The sequence below is a fragment of the Rhizobium centroccidentale genome (genome assembly GCF_030182565.1).
GTDB lineage: Bacteria > Pseudomonadota > Alphaproteobacteria > Rhizobiales > Rhizobiaceae > Rhizobium.
Map to the genome: position 1 here is coordinate 1 of NZ_JAQJCG010000033.1, position 19,840 is coordinate 19,840.

19 protein-coding genes and 1 pseudogene are annotated in these 19,840 nt (G+C 59.7%); 14 read left to right on the top strand and 6 right to left on the bottom strand.

The genetic code is table 11. The features are described from left to right. From PH562_RS28680 to PH562_RS28710, 7 genes and pseudogenes are all read left to right on the top strand, one after another. Positions 1-233, top strand: a pseudogene (locus PH562_RS28680) (bifunctional methylenetetrahydrofolate dehydrogenase/methenyltetrahydrofolate cyclohydrolase); the annotation flags it as partial. A gap of 113 nt (positions 234-346) precedes the next feature. Next, entirely contained in the window at positions 347-1,480 is a 1,134-nt protein-coding gene (locus tag PH562_RS28685) for an aminomethyl transferase family protein (RefSeq protein ID WP_285177159.1), read from the top strand. A 10-nt stretch (positions 1,481-1,490) separates the two neighbouring features. Next, complete coding sequence (locus PH562_RS28690) at positions 1,491-2,096, top strand: dimethylamine monooxygenase subunit DmmA family protein (RefSeq protein ID WP_285177162.1); 606 nt, start codon at positions 1,491-1,493, stop codon at positions 2,094-2,096. Next, positions 2,093-3,058, top strand: coding sequence for a PDR/VanB family oxidoreductase (locus PH562_RS28695; protein ID WP_285177164.1), 966 nt, complete (start codon positions 2,093-2,095; stop codon positions 3,056-3,058). Before PH562_RS28690 ends, PH562_RS28695 begins: the two co-directional genes overlap by 4 nt. A 29-nt stretch (positions 3,059-3,087) precedes the next feature. Next, a complete protein-coding gene (locus tag PH562_RS28700) occupies positions 3,088-4,128 on the top strand; it encodes a heme-dependent oxidative N-demethylase family protein (RefSeq protein ID WP_285177166.1) in 1,041 nt (346 codons plus the stop codon). A 67-nt stretch (positions 4,129-4,195) separates the two neighbouring features. After that, on the top strand, positions 4,196-5,533 hold the full coding sequence (locus tag PH562_RS28705; protein WP_285177167.1) for an NAD(P)-binding domain-containing protein: 1,338 nt from the start codon (positions 4,196-4,198) through the stop codon (positions 5,531-5,533). Positions 5,534-5,650: 117 nt separating this feature from the next. Further along, the gene (locus tag PH562_RS28710) at positions 5,651-6,250 is read left to right on the top strand and encodes a methyl-accepting chemotaxis protein (RefSeq protein ID WP_285177168.1); all 600 of its coding nucleotides are present in this window, start codon (positions 5,651-5,653) and stop codon (positions 6,248-6,250) included. 181 nt (positions 6,251-6,431) lie between these two features. Here the strand turns inward: PH562_RS28710 and PH562_RS28715 are convergent, their stop codons facing one another. The 3 genes from PH562_RS28715 to PH562_RS28725 form a co-directional block, all read right to left on the bottom strand. Continuing rightward, a complete protein-coding gene (locus PH562_RS28715) occupies positions 6,432-6,749 on the bottom strand; it encodes a hypothetical protein (RefSeq protein ID WP_285177169.1) in 318 nt (105 codons plus the stop codon). 325 nt (positions 6,750-7,074) lie between these two features. Beyond that, the gene (locus tag PH562_RS28720) at positions 7,075-9,444 is read right to left on the bottom strand and encodes a trimethylamine N-oxide demethylase (protein WP_285177170.1); all 2,370 of its coding nucleotides are present in this window, start codon (positions 9,442-9,444) and stop codon (positions 7,075-7,077) included. 39 nt (positions 9,445-9,483) lie between these two features. Next, entirely contained in the window at positions 9,484-9,696 is a 213-nt protein-coding gene (locus PH562_RS28725; protein ID WP_285177171.1) for a hypothetical protein, read from the bottom strand. On the opposite strand from PH562_RS28725, the gene PH562_RS28730 reads away from it, so the two are divergent. After that, on the top strand, positions 9,686-11,470 hold the full coding sequence (locus PH562_RS28730) for a trimethylamine N-oxide permease (protein ID WP_285177173.1): 1,785 nt from the start codon (positions 9,686-9,688) through the stop codon (positions 11,468-11,470). The genes PH562_RS28725 and PH562_RS28730 overlap by 11 nt on opposite strands. A gap of 98 nt (positions 11,471-11,568) precedes the next feature. Here PH562_RS28730 and PH562_RS28735 read toward each other — a convergent pair whose 3' ends face one another. Next, positions 11,569-13,023, bottom strand: a complete 1,455-nt coding sequence (locus tag PH562_RS28735) for an MFS transporter (RefSeq protein WP_285177175.1) — start codon at positions 13,021-13,023, stop codon at positions 11,569-11,571. A gap of 112 nt (positions 13,024-13,135) precedes the next feature. Here PH562_RS28735 and PH562_RS28740 point away from each other — a divergent pair, with 112 nt between their 5' ends. From PH562_RS28740 to PH562_RS28750, 3 genes are all read left to right on the top strand, one after another. After that, positions 13,136-14,011 (top strand): helix-turn-helix transcriptional regulator, encoded by an 876-nt coding sequence (locus PH562_RS28740; RefSeq protein WP_285177176.1) that lies wholly within the window; start codon positions 13,136-13,138, stop codon positions 14,009-14,011. 301 nt (positions 14,012-14,312) lie between these two features. After that, the gene (locus PH562_RS28745) at positions 14,313-14,624 is read left to right on the top strand and encodes a hypothetical protein (protein ID WP_285177178.1); all 312 of its coding nucleotides are present in this window, start codon (positions 14,313-14,315) and stop codon (positions 14,622-14,624) included. A gap of 98 nt (positions 14,625-14,722) precedes the next feature. Further along, positions 14,723-15,454, top strand: a complete 732-nt coding sequence (locus tag PH562_RS28750; protein ID WP_285177179.1) for a molybdate ABC transporter substrate-binding protein — start codon at positions 14,723-14,725, stop codon at positions 15,452-15,454. Between the two features lie 5 nt (positions 15,455-15,459). Here PH562_RS28750 and PH562_RS28755 read toward each other — a convergent pair whose 3' ends face one another. Then, positions 15,460-16,350, bottom strand: a complete 891-nt coding sequence (locus PH562_RS28755; RefSeq protein ID WP_285177180.1) for a LysR family transcriptional regulator — start codon at positions 16,348-16,350, stop codon at positions 15,460-15,462. 172 nt (positions 16,351-16,522) lie between these two features. Between PH562_RS28755 and PH562_RS28760 the strand changes: the two genes are divergently transcribed. Together PH562_RS28760 and PH562_RS28765 are read left to right on the top strand one after the other, a co-directional pair. After that, positions 16,523-17,299: a class I SAM-dependent methyltransferase gene (locus PH562_RS28760; RefSeq protein WP_285177183.1), complete on the top strand. Its 777-nt coding sequence runs from the start codon at positions 16,523-16,525 to the stop codon at positions 17,297-17,299. Between the two features lie 10 nt (positions 17,300-17,309). Continuing rightward, positions 17,310-17,954, top strand: coding sequence for a pyridoxine/pyridoxamine 5'-phosphate oxidase (locus tag PH562_RS28765; protein WP_285177185.1), 645 nt, complete (start codon positions 17,310-17,312; stop codon positions 17,952-17,954). A 93-nt stretch (positions 17,955-18,047) separates the two neighbouring features. Here PH562_RS28765 and dinB read toward each other — a convergent pair whose 3' ends face one another. Then, entirely contained in the window at positions 18,048-19,163 is a 1,116-nt protein-coding gene (gene dinB, locus PH562_RS28770; RefSeq protein ID WP_483315392.1) for a DNA polymerase IV, read from the bottom strand. Positions 19,164-19,530: 367 nt separating this feature from the next. On the opposite strand from dinB, the gene PH562_RS28775 reads away from it, so the two are divergent. Beyond that, positions 19,531-19,830, top strand: a complete 300-nt coding sequence (locus tag PH562_RS28775; RefSeq protein WP_285177187.1) for a hypothetical protein — start codon at positions 19,531-19,533, stop codon at positions 19,828-19,830. The last annotated feature ends 10 nt before the right edge of the window (positions 19,831-19,840 follow it).

Genomic DNA, 19,840 nt, shown 5'->3' on the forward strand with positions numbered 1-19,840 from the left:
TGAAGCCTGGCGCCACCGTCATCGATGTCGGCATCAACCGGATCGCGGCCCCTGAACGGGGCGAGGGCAAGAGCCGGCTGGTGGGCGATGTCGCCTATGCGGAAGCATCCCACGTCGCTGCCGCCATCACCCCGGTTCCGGGTGGTGTCGGGCCGATGACGATCGCCATGCTGATGGCCAATACCGTCATCGCTGCCCATCGCGCCGCTGGTCGGAAACCGCCCAGGTTTTAGAGCGAAATACCATCCGGGCGGCCAAGAAAAACCCTTCGGATCGGCTTGCCAAGGCGTGAAAGACGATTATAGTCAGGAAATAATTATTCCGTAGAAGAAAAAGAGGGAACGAAATGGCATTATCATGGCGTTTCTCCGCCTTGGCGGACCGGCACCGTGCTCTCGGATCGAAACTCGAAGACTGGAGCGGCATGGGAACCGCCTGGACCTACGAGAAGGACATGTCGGATGAACATGTCGCGATCCGCACCAAGGCCGGGCTGATGGACGTTTCCGGCCTGAAGAAGGTGCATCTGGTCGGACCGCACGCCATTGCCGTGCTCGACTATATCACCACCCGCGATATGTCTAAAATCTATCCCGGCCGCTCGGTCTATGCCGCGATGCTCAACGATCGCGGCTACTTCACCGACGACTGCATTGTCTATCGTACCGGTCCGAACTCGTGGATGCTGGTACATGGTTCGGGCTCCGGCCACGAGGAGCTCGTCAAGCAGGCCGCCGGCCGCAACTGCGCCGTCCTCTTCGACGACGATCTGCACGATCTGTCGCTGCAGGGGCCCGTTGCGGTTGACTATCTTGCCAAATATGTGCCTGGGATCCGCGACCTCAAATATTTCCACCACATGCAGACGACGCTGTTCGGCGCGCCCGTGATGATCTCGCGCACCGGCTATACCGGCGAGCGCGGTTATGAAATCTTCGTGCGTGGTCAGGATGCGCCGATGGTCTGGGACCGCATCGTCGCGGAAGGCCAGGAGATGGGCATCATTCCCTGCTGCTTCAGCGTCCTCGACATGCTGCGCGTCGAAAGCTATCTGCTCTTCTATCCCTACGATAACTCACAGATGTATCCTTTCGCCGACCAGCCGCCCGGCGACAGTCTCTGGGAGCTCGGCCTCGACTTCACCGTCAGCCCCGGCAAGTCGGGCTTCCGCGGCGCCGAGGAACATGCGCGCCTCAAGGGCAAGGAGCGTTTCAAGATCTTCGGCATGCTGATCGATGCTGATGGTCCGGCCGATCTCGGCGACGAGGTCTATGCCGAGGGCAAAAAGGTCGGTGTCATCACCTGCCCCTGCTATTCGACCCTGACGAAGAAATCGATGGCGATCGCTCGCCTCGATGTCGATAAGGCCGTGCAGGGCACAAAGCTCGAAGTGCGTGGCAAGAGCCTGAAGGCGAGCGCGATTGCCCATACGCTACCGTTCGACGACCCTGAAAAGAAGAAGAGGACGGCCATCGGTTAAGGAGGCGCTCATGCTTGTCGAAGGCATCAAGAGCCGGCCGGTCTATAAAGGTCTCTCAATCCAGCCCCATGCGCGGCGGCATCTGTTCGCGCTGGAAGGCGAGGGAGCGAAGGCCCTTCTCGACCAGATGGCCGGGCTTGACGGTGCCATCCTGTCGCGCAGCGAAATCCTCTATGTCGCACGTGGTTCGCAGGGCAGGGGCCATGATGAGGGCCTGCGCGGGCTTGGCGCCGACATGTTCTTCACGGCGCCGACGATCGCGACATTGCTCTTCCGCCTGAAGGGCTCGCTTGCAACGGCTCACATGGGCACGCGGCTTTATATAGCCGGTACCGAGGGCTTTATCGGCCAGGCAATGATGGTGGCGCTCGACTACGGCATGGATCATGCCTCGATCATCACGGAGCATCGCGGTTCCCTGGCGCGCCGCGTGCAATGCGTGCACTGCAAGGGCATCACCGACGATGTCACGCATAGTCCTTTCGCCTGCGGCCATTGCGGGCTTCCGCTATTGGTGCGCGACCACTACTCGCGTCGTCTCGGCGCCTTCCAGGGCGTCAACATCGATGCGGAAGAGCCGGGCACGGCGCCCGATCCAGAGGAGTTGTTCCTGTGAGCGGTGGTACGGAAATTCCGGTTCGTGTGGCGAAGGTGACGCCCGTTGCCGATCGCATCAAGCGCTTCCGCTTCGAACGTCTCGATGGCGCGCCGATGCCTTATTTTTCCGGCGGCGCCCATGTTATCGTCTCGATGAACGATGAAGGCCATGTTCGCCGCAATGCCTATTCGCTGATGTCGCCGCCGCATGATTGCTCGGCCTATGAGATCAGTGTGCTGCGCGTCGAGGAATCGCGCGGTGGTTCCGCCTTCATGCATGAGAAGATAAGGGAGGGTGACGAGCTCAAGGTCAGCTATCCCGTCAATCTCTTCCAGCCGGACTGGCGCGGCCGCAAGCATCTGCTGATTGCCGGCGGCATTGGCATTACCCCTTTCATTGCTATGATGCAGCAGTTCTCCCGCGAGGGCGCGAATTTCGAGCTGCACTATGCCGTGCGTTCGATCGATCGCGGCGCCTATTGCCGCGAGCTTGTCGAGCAATATGGATCGCAGCGGGTGAAGATCTATTGCGACGCCGATCGCAATTTCATCCCCGTGGCACGTCTGCTCGAAAGCCAGCCGCTCGGCACGCATCTCTATGTGTGCGGCCCGGCCGGCATGATCGACGGCGTGTTGAAAACGGGCGTGGAGGCCGGCTGGCCGGAACAGAACCTCCATTCCGAACGCTTCCTGTCGTCGCAGCCCGGAAAGCCTTTCTCCATCATGCTGACGCGGTCGGGCAAGACCGTTCACGTCGGCCATCACGAGAGCATGCTGGAGGCGATCGAGGCTGCCGGCGTCGATGCGCCCTTCCTCTGTCGTGGCGGTGCCTGCGGACAGTGCGAGACCGGCGTTGCTGTCTGCGACGGCAAGCTTCTGCATAATGACGTCTATCTGACTGACGAAGAAAAGGCCTCCGGCCGAAAGGTGATGATCTGCGTTTCCCGTTTCGAAGGAAGCGCGCTGCATCTCGACCTATAGGCACTCAACCGATATCCAGGAGAACGGACATGGCAATCGCCTTCAAGCAGGAAACGTTCAGGGACGATTTCAGCTACCGCAACAGTCCGGAAAACATCAGGCGTTTCCCGTTCCCCTTCGATCGTGACGAATACATGTATTCGGTCAACATGGAACCGCATGTGAAGGGGCGGAAGAACACGGTCTACGAAAGCCTCATCGACGTCGACGAGCACTATGTCGCCGAGATGCACGACCGGGCTCTGGTGCTGAAGGAAGATCCGCTGCGCTATCAGGCGCTGCCGCACATGATGTCCGCGCAATGGGATACGCTGGAACTGCTGATGGAAGAGCAGGCGGCCGGCTATCCCGAGCATTTCACGCTCACCAAGAATGGCGACCAGTGGCGCTGGATCAATCGTCCCCTTGGCATCGACGACACGTTTACATTCGGTGATGCGTCGACGCTGCCTTACGAACCCTTCGAATACATCACCCGACAGGCGCAGGGTGATTTCTGCATCGTCGACCAGCGTGACAGCAATCTCTGGATGGATGCCGGCATGGTGACGACCCAGGCCGATTGGTCGCTCGATTTCGATATCGGCATGAACTTCATGGAATGGCACGGGCCGGTGCCGCTTGCCCACCAGATCGGCGTATTCGACCGTGCGCTCAAATTTCTCTTGAACCTTCAGCTGGGCAAGCCGACGCGCCGGTTCAACTGGACGATGACGATTAATCCGCGCCTCGATACCAGCCCCGAAAACTACCCGAAATGGGGTCCGGATCGCACCACGGTGACGCCAGAGAATGTCGGCGAGAAGGTGCACTTGCGCGTCGAGCTGCAGAGCCTGTGGCGCCTGCCGCGCTCGAACGCCATTCTCTTCGTCATCCGTTGCTATCTGATGAACATGAATGAGCTCGTCACAGTGCCGAAATGGGCGCGCCGTCTCCCGCGCGTGCTGAAAACCTTGCCGCCGGAGCTCATCGACTACAAGGGCCTGACGCGTTTCCGCCAAACCACCATCGACTGGCTGTCGAAATATGACGACGGCGCCCCGACCAGTCCCGGCATTTTTCCGGATTGATGCCGACACGGCGCGAAACGACTGCACGCAATAAGAACTTCGATAGAATCGAGAAGGGGAATGCCACATGACACGAGTTGCCGTTATCGGTGCCGGCCCTTCGGGCCTTGCCCAGTTGAGGGCCTTTCAATCGGCCGCAAAGAAGGGTGCTGATATCCCGGAAGTCGTCTGCTTCGAAAAGCAGGCGGATTGGGGCGGCCTCTGGAACTACACCTGGCGTACGGGCCTCGATGAATATGGCGAGCCTGTCCATGGCAGCATGTATCGCTATCTCTGGTCGAACGGCCCGAAAGAATGCCTGGAATTTGCCGACTATTCCTTCGAGGAGCATTTCGGCAAACCGATTGCCTCCTATCCGCCGCGCGCCGTACTTTGGGACTATATCAAGGGCCGCGTCGAGAAAGCCGATGTGCGCAAATGGGTACGTTTCAGCACGCCCGTGCGCATGGTGCGCTTCGATGAAGAGACGAAGAAGTTCACGGTAACCGCGCATGATCGGCCTCAGGACCGGATGTATGACGAGGTGTTCGACTATGTCGTCGTTGCCTCGGGTCATTTCTCGACGCCGAACGTGCCCTACTTCGAAGGGGTGAAGACCTTCAACGGCCGCGTGCTGCATGCCCATGATTTTCGCGATGCACTGGAGTTCAAGGGCAAGGACGTACTGCTCGTCGGGCGCAGCTATTCGGCCGAGGATATCGGTTCGCAATGCTGGAAATACGGGGCGAAATCCGTAACGACGAGCTATCGCTCCAAGCCGATGGGCTTCAAATGGCCCGAGAATTTCGAAGAGCGGCCGCTGTTGACGCGTCTTGAAAACAAGACGGCATATTTCCTCGACGGCTCATCGAAGGATGTCGACGCGCTGATCCTTTGCACCGGATATCAGCACCATTTCCCCTTCCTGCCTGATGACCTGCGGCTGAAGACGGCCAACCGCCTCTGGGCCGACCATCTCTACAAGGGCGTGATTTTCGACGGGAACCCGCAGCTTTTCTACATCGGCATGCAGGACCAGTTCTACACCTTCAACATGTTCGACGTTCAGGCGTGGTGGGCGCGCGACGTCATCATGGGCCGCATCAAGCTGCCACCGGAAGAAGAGCTGCAGGCAAACTTCGACAAATGGCGTGCCCGCGAGGAAACGCTCGAGGATGCCGAGCAGATGATCTGGTATCAGGGCGATTATGTGAAGGAACTGCTCGCCGAGACCGATTATCCGAGCTTCGATATCGAAGGTACGAACAAGACCTTCATGGAGTGGGAGCATCACAAGGCAGAAAACATCATGGGCTTCCGCGACCACGCCTACCGTTCGCTGATGACCGGCACCATGTCGCCGACGCATCACACACCCTGGGTCGATGCGCTCGATGATTCCATGGAGGAATATTTGCGCAATTGATCCGCGCTCATTTCCCCACCTGACCGGCAAGGGAGGCGAAGAGCAGCCCTTGCCGGATTTTTATGCGTTGAGACGAAACGAGTTCATCTGCAACCTTCTCTTCGGGGCACGGCCTTCATGGATTTCCAGACAAGCGTTCTCGGCCGCATGGCGGGTTTTCTTTATCGCTGCCGGGCAGACGAAAATTATACGATGCTTGAGATGACCGACGGCATCGAGCGCATCTTCGGTTACCCTGCTGACGAGATCATCGGCAACCGCACGCGAACCTTTACGTCGATCATGTGCGAAGAGGATATCCCGCTTATGGACGAGCTTGTCGGCAAGGCGCTGGAAAGCCGCGCCGACTGGACGATGGAGTATCGCATCCGTCATCGCGACGGCCATTTTCTCTGGGTAACGGAGACCGGCGGCGGTGTATGGGACGAGGCCGGGGAGCTTCTTTATCTCGAAGGCAGCATCCTGAATATCGAATCGCTCTACCGGCGCCTCGACGAGCAGACCGCTGGCATGCGGGTCACGGCGTCGAAGACCAATGAGATCCTGCAGTCCCTGCGCTATCTGAAGCTTCTTGCCGTCAATGCCGGCATCGAGGCGGCAAGAGCGGGTACGGCCGGATCGGGCTTCGCCGTGTTGGCGGCGGAGATGCGCACGCTCGCGAACTCTTCGGAAGAGGCTGCGCGTGCGATCTCGAGCGCGCAGCGAAAAGCAGAGTAAAACGTTCTCTGGGTATTTCCGTAATTTTGGTGCAACTCAGGTTCCGATAATGCGTGCGCCAAGGAGCTCCCTCCCGGTTCCCGGTCGGGCCGGGTTGCGGCAAGCTTCAAAAAGTGCCGACGGAGGTGGCTCATGGTTGGAAAACCATGGCCACACCCAGTCGATACGATCAGACGCCGCTTTAATGGCCGGAAACGCCGGGCATGTTCTCCACCTTCTCCAGGCCCGCCTGTTGGGGAGTAAGTTCGTCTGCCGGCGCGACCCAGAGGCATTGGAGGATTGAACCACCGTTCTGATTCTGAATGTAGGTTGTATTGCCGTTAGCAGCGTAAGAGTTTGTATGTCCTGCTGCGATATTGACATTTTGCCAGTTGTTGACGCCGACAATCGTCAGATTGTACGTCGATGCATTTGGACCACGATTATATACGTGCAAAGTTCCGGGCACTTTTCCCAGTCCATATATTCTTCCATCTGGTGGGATATTGACGACTGCCATTGTCAGCTCCTCTTGTTGAATATCGCGTGATTGCCTTAAGCGAGTGGCATGGGGTGTCTCCTCACTTAAGAGAGCTCCACGATAGAGGCTGCTGGCGCAACGAGATGTGCGGAACATCACAGACAGGACGGAATATTGCGTCCTGAAAACCGCGATGTGGCACGCGATAAATTCGCTTGAGCTGAAAATCACTCATCGTTGTCAATGATCGGCAAACGACAACGGATGCACAATGGATGGAAGCAGCGCCTTGAGCGGGCCGAGTATGAGATGGCACTCGCCCGCGGGCAAGATGGGCCATGGAGATGGACGGGCCGGAAATGCTCTAGGAACGCGGCCGCGTCTTCTGCGGATCGTAGTGAGAAAGCGGCACGACGACAGCCGGAAGCCGCTTCTGCTGACCATCGAGCTTGCCGATTTCGACCTTGGTGCCGACGCCCGCGTGCGTGACGTCGACACGGGCAAGTGCGATGGTCTTGCCGAGGATCGGCGAGCGTGTCGCGCTGGTGACTACGCCGACCTGCGCGCGGCCGATATGGATGCAATCACCGTGTCCGACGGCTTCATTGGCCTCGATATCGAGACCCACCATCAGATGACGCGGATTTTCCTTTCGTCGCACCAATGCCTCGCGTCCGATGAAATCGTCCTGCTTGGATTTCAGGGGTACGGTGAAGCCGATGCCGGCTTCGAAAGGGTCGGTCTGGTCGTCGAATTCGTGATGGGCAAAGACGAGCCCGGCCTCGATGCGAACCATATCAAGCGCCTCCAGGCCCATGGGCTTCAGCCCATAGGGCTCGCCGGCTTTCCAAACAGCGTCGAAGACGGTGGCCGCATCTTTCGGATGGCAGAAGATCTCGTAGCCGAGCTCGCCGGTATAGCCGGTGCGAGAGACGACGACCGGTGCTCCCTCGAAATGGCCGATGCGGCCGACAGTGAAGCGGAACCATTCCAACTCGCCGATCGTCGGCTGACGCGGCGCCGTCCAGATGATCTCCTTGAGGATATCGCGGCTCTTCGGGCCTTGCAGGGCGATATTGTGCATCTGGTCGGTGGAGGAGCGGACCCAGGCCTTAAATCCCTTCTTCTCCGCCTGCTCGCGCAGCCAGATGCCGCTATAGTCGTCACCGCCGATCCAGCGGAAGTTCTTGTCGCCGAGGCGGAACAGCGTGCCGTCGTCGATCATGCCGCCGTGCTCGTAGCACATGGCGGAATAGACGACCTGGCCGATCGAGAGTTTGCGCACGTCGCGCGTCAGGCAATATTGCAGCAATTCCTCGGCATCTGGCCCCGTCACCTCGAACTTGCGCAGCGGCGAAAGGTCGATGACGACGGCGCGTTCGCGGCAGGCCCAATATTCCTCGACCGGTCCTTCCGAGGAGAAGCGGTTCGGCAGCCAGAAGCCGCGATATTCGGAGTAATCGCGCGTCAGGGCGGAGAGGCGTGGGTGAAACGCGGTTTCCCGCGTCAGTTCGGGGTCGGCGTCAGGGGTCATGCGATAGGCCACCGCTCGTGTGAATTTTTCTTTGCCGGAAAAGGTGCGGACATGGATATCGGTCGGGTCCCAGCCATTGGCCGCATCGATGTCATCGGGGCAGGAGGAGGAGACGCAGACGAGATCCGTCAGAGCGCGCATCAGGACATAATCGCCCGGTCTGGACCAGGGTTCGTCGAGATAGAGCTGGTTGTTGTGATCGACATTGGTGTTGTAGAAGTAGTTGAGCGCCTCCCAGCCTTTTCGGCCGGCGATACCGTAGGGCGCAAGTGCTGCATTGAAATTGTCAGTGCAGTTCACGTGGCCGGGATAGCCCATGTCGTCGTAATAGCGCGAATTGCAAGCGGTAGCGAAGGCGTCGTGGCGGCCGACCGTATCCTGGACGATCTCCACCAGTGGCTCGAAATCGCGGTCGAAGGCCTTCGACGGCAGGCCGGGAGCCGGATAGCTGCGGCCGAGCAGAGTGCGGGTCACTGTAGAATCAAGCGCGAGATCAAGGCCCTTGTCGACCTTGCGCGCGGAAAAGGCCTGGAAGTCGGTGCATTGCCGGCCATAGACATCGATGATCTGAATATATTCGCCGGCGCGGACAAAATAGGCCGAAGCGGTCGCCGCCTCGATGCGGATATCTTCGATCGGATCTGCGAGCGGTTCGGGCAATGCGGAAGCATAGTCTCGCAGGATCGTCGCGCGGCGGATTCTGACTTCAATAGGCGTTGCCGTATCCTGGGTCTCAGGCGACATGGCCATTCCTGGCGCACAGGCGACAAGCAGGCCTTTGGTCGCGATCGTGAATTCCGCGGTACTGCCTGCCGGTGAAGCGGCGCCGAAGAGGCGAAGCGCTGCCGCAGAGGCCAGATCGGCCCCACGCCGCTCCAGCGCCGCTCTGACGCGAGCCGCACTTTCATCCCTAGAGGAAAGAATGGCTTTCAAACCTGTTGCTTCGCCTGTCAATGCCGACCCCAATCCTGCGGATTGAAAGCGGCCCTTCTCGTCGAGGAAGGTGAGCTCGCAGACCTGCCCGCCTTCGCTATCCGTCACCGAAACCCGGTCGCCGGGTTCGACGCGCACGACCAGGGATCCGCCGCCCTTGCAGCGATAGCGCTCGGTATCTTGCGGCAGCGCTGGAATGCCCGGATAGCGGATAATGCTCGCCGAGACGGGCCGTATTCCGGCGGTTGACGGATGGAGATCTCGCATAGAGCCCTCTCGGGAAATGAGGCGTGTCGGACACCGGAATCATGCTGACAAAATGCCGTCTGAAAGTAAAGGGATATTGACTAAAAAGAAAATATCTTCACTATGCATAAAGGGCATGCATCTGGAATCCGCGCGCAGACTCGGCTCATGAAAACCTCCAGCAAGCCCCGCAATGCCATGGGAGGCACGTTCAGGGAGACGTACGAGAGATACGTCCGGAACAAAATGGGGAATATCATCAATGACTGACATCGTGGACGCCGGCGCTTCCGCCGGCACCGAAGGTAAGCTTATACGCGCGCTGGACTGGAAGGGCGCGTTCTGGGTGGCTGCGGGCGTGCCGCCGCTTGTTCTCTTCTCCATCGGCGGCATCGCCGGCACGACAGGCAAGCTTGCCTTCGTCGTGTGGATCATCTCGATGATCATGGGTTTCCTGCAGTCTTTCACCTATGCCGAAATTGCCGGCATGTTCGGCAACAAATCCGGCGGCGCCTCGGTCTATGGTGCGACCGCCTGGCTGCGCTACTCGAAATTCATCGCGCCGCTTTCGGTCTGGTGCAACTGGTTCGCCTGGTCGCCGGTGCTGTCTCTCGGCTGCGCCATCGCGGCCGGCTATATCCTCAATGCCTTCTTTCCCATCCCCGCGGCGGATTCACAGGCCGTGCTCAGCTGGATCAGCGCCCACGCGACGTCGATCACCGCCGATAGCCCGCGTGTTGCCGAATACATCGCAGCCCATGCCGGTACATCTCCTGACGATGCGGTAAAAGCGCTGCTCAGCGCCGATGGCGTTGCAGCTTTTACGCCGGCCATCCGCAACTGGTCTCTCGTCAGCTTCAACATTCCTTTCCTCGCGACCGCCAATATCAATGCCACCTTCTTCATCGGCGGCATCCTGATGCTGATCATCTTCGCGATCCAGCATCGCGGCATTTCCGAGACGGCAAGCGTACAGAAATGGCTCGCCATCATCGTGCTGGTGCCGCTTCTGATTATCGGCGTCTATCCGATCGTCAGCGGCCAAATCCTCTCCGCCAACGTGACCGGACTGTTGCCGCCGACAGCGGCGTACGCTGCGACCGACGGCACCTGGAGCAATGGCGGCTGGACGCTCTTCCTCGGCGGCCTCTACATCGCCGCCTGGTCGACCTACGGCTTCGAAACTGCGGTTTGCTATACGCGTGAACTGAAGAACCCGAAGACGGATACGTTCAAGGCGATCTTCTATTCGGGCCTTGCCTGCTGCATCTTCTTCTTCCTGGTGCCCTTTGCCTTCCAGGGCGTGCTCGGTCACGCCGGCATGCTGGCGCCCGGCATCGTCGATGGCACCGGCGTTGGTGAAGCGCTCGGCGGCCTGATCGGCGCCGGCCGGATCGTTACGCAGCTGCTCGTCATCCTGATGATCCTGGCACTGTTCCTGGCGATCATGACGGCAATGGCGGGTTCCTCGCGCACCCTCTATCAGGGCTCGAAGGACGGTTGGCTGCCGAAATATCTCGATCATGTGAACGAGAACGGCGCGCCGACGAGAGCGATGTGGACGGACTTTGCCTTCAATCTCTTTCTTCTCGCCATTGCGTCGGACACGAGCGGCTATTTCTTCGTGCTCGCCGTCTCCAACGTCGGATACATCATCTTCAATTTCCTGAACCTCAATTCCGGTTGGATCCATCGTATGGATTCCGGTCATGTCGAGCGTCCGTGGAAGGCGCCGTCCTGGCTGATCGGCCTCAATACCATTCTTGCCTTCGTCAATGCGCTCTTCCTTGGCGCTGGTGCCAAGGTCTGGGGCTATGCCAATGCTCTCTGGATCGGTTTTGCCTTTGCGGCTCTCATCCTGCCGGTCTTTGCCTACAGGCATTATGTTCGCGATGGCGGCAAGTTCCCGGCCGGTGCCATGGACGATCTTGGTCTGGTCGGCCAGGATCTGGGTGTCAGGAAAGCGGGTATCCTGCCCTATCTGGCGCTTGCCGGCGGCCTTGCCATCGTATTGATCGCCAATTGGGCCTTCCAGCTACCGGCATAACGGCTCTGGTCGAAGATGAAGCTCACGCTTGCAAGTCCGGCCTGTAACCAGGCCGGACTTGTTGTTGAATCAACGGATTTTAGACGCTGACCGTCCGATCATTCAGGCGCGACGATGAGGGTGCCGTCGATCTCGGCGTCTTCTTCTGATCGGCCGCGCTGCCGTGCCAGCCTTAGAAGCGTGGCTACCAGCAGGATGGCCATCAGCCCGAGTTCGACGGCGATCGCCGTGACCCCGGCAGAGAGATAGGTGCTGGAATATTGCAGCACCTGGGCAAATACGGCCCCGAGGATCGCCGGTCCCAGACCAAGCGAGACCTGCTGCATGGTGGCAAGCATGGCACTGCCGGCGCCGGCATGCTCATGCGGTACGTCCGCCAGCCCCAGCCGGTAAAAACTGTTGACGATAAGCGCCTGGCCGAAACCGATCAGGACTGTGGACGGAATGAGGTTTATGACGCCGGGCTGCGGCCAGACCGTTTCAAGCGTCACGATGAGCAGAGCAAGCCCACTCATCTGGATCACGCAGCCCATCGCCAGCATGAGCTCGCGGCGTATGTTCGCAAGCCGAGGCGTGACGAAAGCGGCCGAGGCGAAATAGGAGCCGCCAAGTGCAATCAAGGCGTTGCCTGATTGCAGCGGCGTCAGCCCGGCGCCGGCCTGCAAGGTAAGGGCGAAGACGAACATGAAGCCGCTCCAGCAGGTGAAGAAGAGTATGGCGATCAGCCCGCCGAAGCGCATGCTGGAGATGCGCGTGAGCGACGGCGGCAGGATCGGGAAGGCGCCCCGCGCCTCCTTGCCGCGCTGGATACGCCAAAGAAGTGCCACCAGCGGCAAGATCGGCACGAAGCCGAGCAGGCAAAGCCAGTTCCAGTGGAGTGACGGGCCGAGCGCTGTCGGCAGCAGGACCGAGAGCGTCAGCAGCGCCAGCGTGATCATGCCCGACCAGTCGATGGGAACCCTGCCTTGGCCACGCGTCTCGGGAACATGTCGCCACACGCTGAGCAGGATCAGGACGCAGACCGGCAGATTGATGAGGAAGATGCTGCGCCAGCCGGAGCCGGCAATATTGGCAGAGATCAGGAAGCCGCCGAGAACCTGCCCGACGATGAAAGCGATGCCGCCGATCGCGCTATAGAGCGAGACCGCGCGGGCGTGATCGCGTCCGGTCAAGCTGACATGAATGGTCGCCAGCACCTGCGGCACCATGAGTGCCGCCGCAGTTCCCTGCATCGCGCGCGCAACGATGAGGAAGGTGACTGATGTCGCCACCCCGCATAGCAGGGAGGCGAGGCAGAACATCAGCACGGCCAGGCCGAACATGCGCCTGCGGCCGAAATTGTCGCCCAGGCGCGCACCCATCGCCAGGCAGACGGCAAAGGCGACGCCATAGGCGGCGACGAAAAGTTCGAGTTCGGTCTCGCCGGCATGCAGCGAGGCGGAGATGGCGGCGAGGCCGACATTGATGATGGAAAAATCGAGCTGAAGCAGCAATTGCCCGGCGAGCAGGATCAGCAGGCCGAACTGGCCAAGCCGGATTGGTGCGGATGACATGGGGACCTCAAAGCATTTCCAAAACTGAGTCCACAGCGTTCTACACCTATGTTAAACTGGTACAAGACACCTGTTTAGACTGGTATAAAAAGTGTCAGGCTGGAGAATGGAAATGCACGGTACGCTCGATATCGTCCCCAATCAGATGCTTTCGCGGGCACAGGAACTCGGCGAGATGTTGCGAAGGCGGCGGGAATCCCTCGACCCGCAAAGATTGGGACTCGGTCGAGCAGGGCGGATTCGTACACCCGGATTGCGGCGGGAGGAAGTGGCGTCGCGTGCCGATATCGGCATTACCTGGTACACCAAGCTGGAGCAGGGCCGGCCGATCCGCGTGTCGCCGCGCGTGCTTCTCTCCGTCGCGCATGCTTTGGAATTCAACGAGGTCGAGACGGAGCACCTGTTCAGATTGGCCAATCTGCCGGTTCCGCCCCGGCTCGAAAATCCTCGCGTCTGCGAGCCGCTCACCGAGGCAAGCCAGCGCATTCTCGATCATCTCTGTCCTTATCCGGCTCTTATTCAGACGAAGCGCTATAATATACGCGGTTTCAACGAGGCCTATCGCCGCCTCGTCGGCGTCGATCTCGATGCCGTCCCGCCCGAGGACCGGAACTGCATCTATCTTTCCCTCGTCAATCCTGCCTGGCGCGCAAGCCAGGCCGATCCCGACGAGATGCTGGCCAATATGGCGGCGCTGTTTCGTGCCTCCATGGCGGAGCATCTCGACGATCCCACCTGGGAGCGGCAATTGGAACGCTATATGAGCGCTTCCGATCAGTTCCGCATCGTATGGGATCGCTACCAGCTCAAGGGCATCGAGAATACCGTCAAGCGTTTCCGCCTGGCGGATGGTACGATCCTGCCGCTGCAATCCAACAATTGGTGGGCAAGCCCCAGCAATGACGACCGCATGATCGTCTACACACCCGTCGACGAAGCCGGAGCGGAAAGGCTGAGCGCAATGATGAAGCGCAGGCGGGCTTGCTGAGCGGGAAAGCGGCAGAACCCCAAAGGATCGATCACCACGAATGAACTTGCGGCAACTTCCGCCCGTTCGTCGGGCATTGCGCGTTCCGGCACTGTCAAAAATGGACGTAGGCTTTAAACGGCAGCCTGCCTAACGTGCCGGCAGCAGACAAAGCAATGGCCGGTCTGGCTGGCAGCTTGCCGTCAAGGACCGCCCATCGCGCGGAGCTGAAGTAACGGACTAATAGTATCAGAGTAGTTTCACTTGCAAGAGCGAGTCCATCTGTGATGTCGCAGTAGCAGTGGTCCTCGAAGGAGGCATGATGGAACGCTTTCGCCACCTTATGGGAGGCAGCCTATCGCCGAAGCAAGTCGCCACGCTCCAGAAGGTGCTGGACAACGTCACCAGTCAGCCCTGGTTCGATAACAACGAACATTGCCGTAATGCGCTGGCCGGGCGTCTGACTTTTCTCATAAAAATTGGAATAGAAAACACCGCCCATCTCCAAACCATCGGTGTTTGCTGGGCAGTTAATGACTTCAACCGCGATGTGATAAAAACGAATCGAAGGAAGCCGGTAGAGATAACGGGGATAGGGAAGGGCGAGCAGCTTCGGCTTGAGGATTACCGGTGATATTTGTATCCCGAGTCCGACCTCAACGGATATCTTCGTAAAATTTCGATCTCCCGCCGCGGAGCACGATTTCATCTGAGACAGAAAGGAAATCGCCCGTGAGCAATGCAGTTCAAGTCTTGTCGGCCGGCAGCCTGCGTCATGCCTTTCCGGCGATCATCGGCGCCTTTGGAGGGGAATTCGGCATTGGCATCTCGCTGACGCTCGGACCCGCGGGGCTGCTGCGGGAAGCGATCGAGGCAGGCACCAGTTTCGATCTTTTTGCCTCCGCCAACTTGGCGCATCCGCGGCGGCTTGTTTCTATGGGTCTTGCAGAAGATGCGGTCCGCTTTGCCCGCAATCGGCTCTGTGTGCTCTCGCGTGCCGAGCTTGGCCTGACGACGGAGAATTTTCTCAGCGTCCTGGCCGATCCCGCCGTGAGGATCGGCACGTCGACACCGGGCGATGATCCAGGCGGTGACTATGCTTTCGAGGTTTTCGACCGTATCGAAGCCCGGCATCCTGGAAAGGGCGACGCGATCCGGTCCCGCTCCCGGCAATTGGTGGGCGGGCGCAATTCGCCGCCGACACCACCGGGCAAGGGCGCTGGTTACCTGGTCACCGATGGCGTGGTCGATCTGATGATGAGCTATTCTTCAAACGCGCGTCTTCTGGCAGGTGATCCGGCTTTCAGCGTTGTTCCTGTCCCCGACGAGTTTCAACCGCTCATCGAGTACGGCATGGCAATTCGCACGGATGCGGATGTCGAAACCAAAGAGCTGCGCGACTTTCTATTGTCGCCGACCGGGCAGGAGATCTTGAGCGAAGCCGGCTTTTCTCCGGTCAGCTGAGAATATCAGCTGTTCGGCGGCGCGCTCGAGCGCAGATAGACCTCTGCTTCGCTCTGCAACCATTCGCAGAAAAGAACGGATTTTCGGTTCCGGCGGGCTCGGCGCAGCGCCACATATTCGTGGCCACTTTCCAGAAAGCCATATGGCGCCATCAGCCGGCCGAAACGAATGTCGTCACTGACATAGGGCCACGGGGCGACGCAGACGCCAAGGCCCGCACTCGCAGCTTCGAGCATGAAGTAAAAATGCTCGTATTCGACGCGTGGTCCGGCGGCGACCGATCTTTCCGAACGGGCAAGCCAGTCGCCCCATGCGCGCAGCCTTGTGCGCGTATGAAGCTGGGGCAGGCCGTCGAACTCGGGCGTCGACGCGGCAAAAAGCGATGGCGCGAGCACCGCGCCGGTTTGCTCCGGAAACAGGAAAATCACATCGGCGCCGGAAGGCCATGGCGCGATTCCGACGCGGATCGCCACATCGAAGCCGTCGCGGCTGAAATCGACGGGCTTTGACGAGGCTGACAGGCGCACTTCTATGTTGGGGTATTTCGCCTGAAACCGATAGAGGCGAGGAATGAGCCAGCGCATCGTAAAGGTGCCGGGGCAGGAGACGTCGAGCTGACCGTCTTCGGTATCGGCTACGGCTCGCACCGACAGATCCATCTGGTCGAACGCGCTCGTCAGCCCGTTCAAAAGGGTCATCCCGCCTTCGGTCAGTCTCAGCCGGTTTTTCGGCCCTTCGAACAAGGGGACGCCAAGTAGCTCCTCCAGATGCTGGATCTGCCGGCTGACGGCGCTGTGCGTCACATTGAGCTCGTCTGCGGCAAGCGTCATGCGGCCGAGCCGGCCGGCCGCTTCGAACGCGCGTAGTGCATTCAGGGAGGGCAAGCGTCTAGTCATGTGCATTTTCCGAACATTGGTTGTTCGAACATATCGTTTTTCTTCCGGGAAAATAGCGTATTTTTTGACATCGAAAGAAATGGACAACGTATTCATCGAACAATGACACGACGATGCAACGGCATTTTCGCGTTCGGCGAAGCTTTGTCTGACAAAGCAACGGAGGCATGAGGTGCAAGGCAGATATCAGGATGGCAGTGCAGGCGATGCGAATTACGGCGTGATCGGATCGGGTTATATCCATTATCGCCAGCCGGACCCCCATATAGCCGAATTCATCCGCGCCGCTCTCGGCGATGCGGAAACCGTGTTGAATGTCGGTGCCGGCGCTGGTTCCTATGAGCCCGTCGACCGGCAGGTGACGGCCGTCGAGCCGTCGGCCTCCATGCGCGCCCAACGGCCGGCGCATCTCCCGGTCGCGATCGACGGGACGGCGGAACATCTTCCTTTTGCCGATCGGAGTTTCGACGCGGCAATGGCGACCTTCACGGTGCATCAATGGTCCGATCTCGACCGAGGGCTTGCCGAGATGCGGCGCGTCACCCGCGGCCCTGTCCTGGTGTTGAGCTGCGATCCGCATTTGCTGGAACGGTCGTGGCTACACACCTATGCGCCTGAAATGATTGCGGTCGAGGCACGACGTTATCCGGAGATGGCAAGGATCGCGGCCGCACTCGGCGGCAATTCGGAGATCAAGGCGGTGCCGATCCCGCTGAATTGCGTCGATGGCTTCGGCGAAGCCTATTATGGCAGGCCGGAACGAATGCTTGATCCCGGCGCGCGGCTTGCCAATTCGGCATGGAGCTTTGTCGATGCCTCCGTTGGTGAGCGTTTTGTCGCCGAACTTGGCCGCGATCTCATCGACGGATCCTGGGATCGCCGTTATGGCGCCCTCCGCACGCAGCCCTTCTTCGAAGGCTCGCTGCGTCTCATTATCGCGAAACCTTGAGGAGAGTGCCGTGAGAGACGAATTGCGCATACTAAAGTCCCTGGCCGGGCCGTTTCCGTCATTCGAGGCGGATCTGACACCCGACAATCCGCGAGACCTGTTTTCCGACTGGCTGCGCGATGCCATCGAGGCTGATATCAAGGAACCGCATGCCATGGTGCTTTCCACGGTCGACGAGGATGGCGTACCGGATGCTCGCGTTCTCATTCTGAAGAACCTCGACCAGCGTGGCTGGCACTTCGCAACAACAGGCAGCGGGCCGAAAGGCCGGCAGATTGCCGCCAATCCCTCTGTGTCACTCACCTTCTACTGGCCGCAGCTCGGGCGGCAGGTGCGGCTGCGCGGCATGGCGTTTCAGGCCGAGGCGCATGAGCGGTATGCCGATTTCCGTGCACGTGCGCCGGGCGCCAAGGCCGTCGCCCTGACCGAGCGGCAGAGCGAGCTTCTGGGTTCATCGCAGGAGCTCGACGACGCATTGGCACTGCAGCATCGGCGGTTGCGGGACGAGCCCGACCTTGTCGCTGCAAATTGGGCGCTTTTCATCGTCATGCCGCATGAGGTCGAATTCTGGCAGGGCGATGCCGAGCGTAGTCACCATCGCTTGCGATACCGGCGTGGAAAGGCGGGCTGGCTGAAGGAGCGGCTCTGGCCGTGATGATTTTTCGCTTTGATGGCCGCAGTTGTCCGTTTCCGTTGCTTTGGGCGGAAAGATTAGACCGCCATTGTGACCGCTGAGGATCAGCATCCCTCAGATGCCGAGATCGAGTTGGGGCTGTAAGCTCCCATCGCCGGCCTCTTCGTTCGTCAAAGACGAAAGCGTGATGCCGAGCAGCCGGATCGGCCGCGCAAACGGATGGACGGTTGCCAGAAGCGCCGACGCTGTCTCGAGAACAGCGCCAGCGTCTGCGACCGGCAGCGAGCTTGTCCGACTGCGTGTCGCCTGGGTGAAGTCCGAATATTTGATCTTCACGGTCACCGTCTTGGCGCTGAAACCGCCTGTTTCGCAGTAGCGCCAGACCTTCTGCGCTAAGGGCCGCAGCTCCGCCGTCGCCAGCTCGAGATCGTCGATATCCTCGGCGAACGTATCCTCTGCGCCAATGGATTTGCGGATACGGTCGGGCTTCACCTGGCGTTCGTCGATGCCGCGGGCAATGCCGTAGAAATAGGGGCCTGCCTTTCCGAAATGCTCCTGCAGGAAGGCGAGGGATTTCGATTTCAGATCCAGCCCGGTTTCGATCCCGTATTTGTGCATGCGCTCGGCGGTCGCCGGCCCGACGCCGTGGAACTTCTTGACGGGAAGCGTTTCGACGAAGGCCGGCCCGTTCTTTGGCGTAATGACAGCCTGGCCGTTGGGCTTGTTGAGGTCGCTTGCCATTTTGGCGAGGAATTTGTTGTAGGAAATGCCGGCCGAAGCATTGAGGCCGGTGACCTGCTTGATCTTGGTCCGGATCTCCAGCGCGATCTCGGTGGCGATTTCCATGCCCTTGTTGTTCTGGGTGACGTCGAGATAGGCCTCGTCGAGCGACAGCGGCTCGATCATCGACGTATATTCGGCAAAGATCTCGCGGATCTGCTGCGACACTGCCCTGTAGACATCGAAGCGCGGCGGCACGAAAATCAGATTCGGACATTTGCGTTTTGCCGTGACCGACGGCATCGCCGAGTGAACGCCGAAGGCGCGGGCCTCGTAGCTTGCGGCCGCCACGACGCCGCGTGCAGCTGACCCGCCGACCGCAAGCGGCTTGCCGCGCAGCTCGGGATTGTCCCGCTGTTCGACCGACGCATAGAACGCATCCATATCCACATGGATGATCTTTCGGACGGGGGTTGCGTTGGCGTCATTCATGGCGATCTCGGTCATCATGCTGCAGGTTCAAGCATGGGCCCTTCAATTGCAGAATCCGAAACAAATACAGAACATATCATCGCTTATCACGATATCAAACCGGCTCCGTTGCCGTGCCGGAAAGACGCAGGCAAATCTCTCCGCGGCAGTCATTTGCAAGTGCCACCTTGAGATGCCTTCGAGGCTTCTTATTTCTTGTCCGTCCCCCAATACGGAGCCTCACAATGGGCCAAATCGCAACCGAATCCCTTTCCAACCTGCTGATGGAAATCCTTCCGCCCGAGCATGACGAGGAATCTCGATCTAACGGAACCGCGTGCCTATGCTGCCAAAAGCAGCGATCTGCACGAAAGATGGATGAGGACGGCTGCGGCATATGTGACGAATGCCTGGCGCCATGACGGACGGCGCGCTGTCGGACTTCGAAGCTGCGCTTGCAAAGCTGTCCGACGGCTATTCGGAGGGGCGTTTTCGAGGTCGCCCCTGGGGTGTCACGGTCAAGCGATCGGCTGACGGTAAGCGAGTTTGGCTCTATGGCGAGGAGCTCGGCGGGACCGATATCGTCAGCTTCAATCTCTATGTCCTCTCCGGAGCAAGCCTCACCCTCAAGCCCTGCGAAATGTCCGCGTCGAAGGTCGTGGATTTCGTTTTGGGCTTCATGCCAGCTCAAACGCAGCCGGTATAGGCCCGCTTTG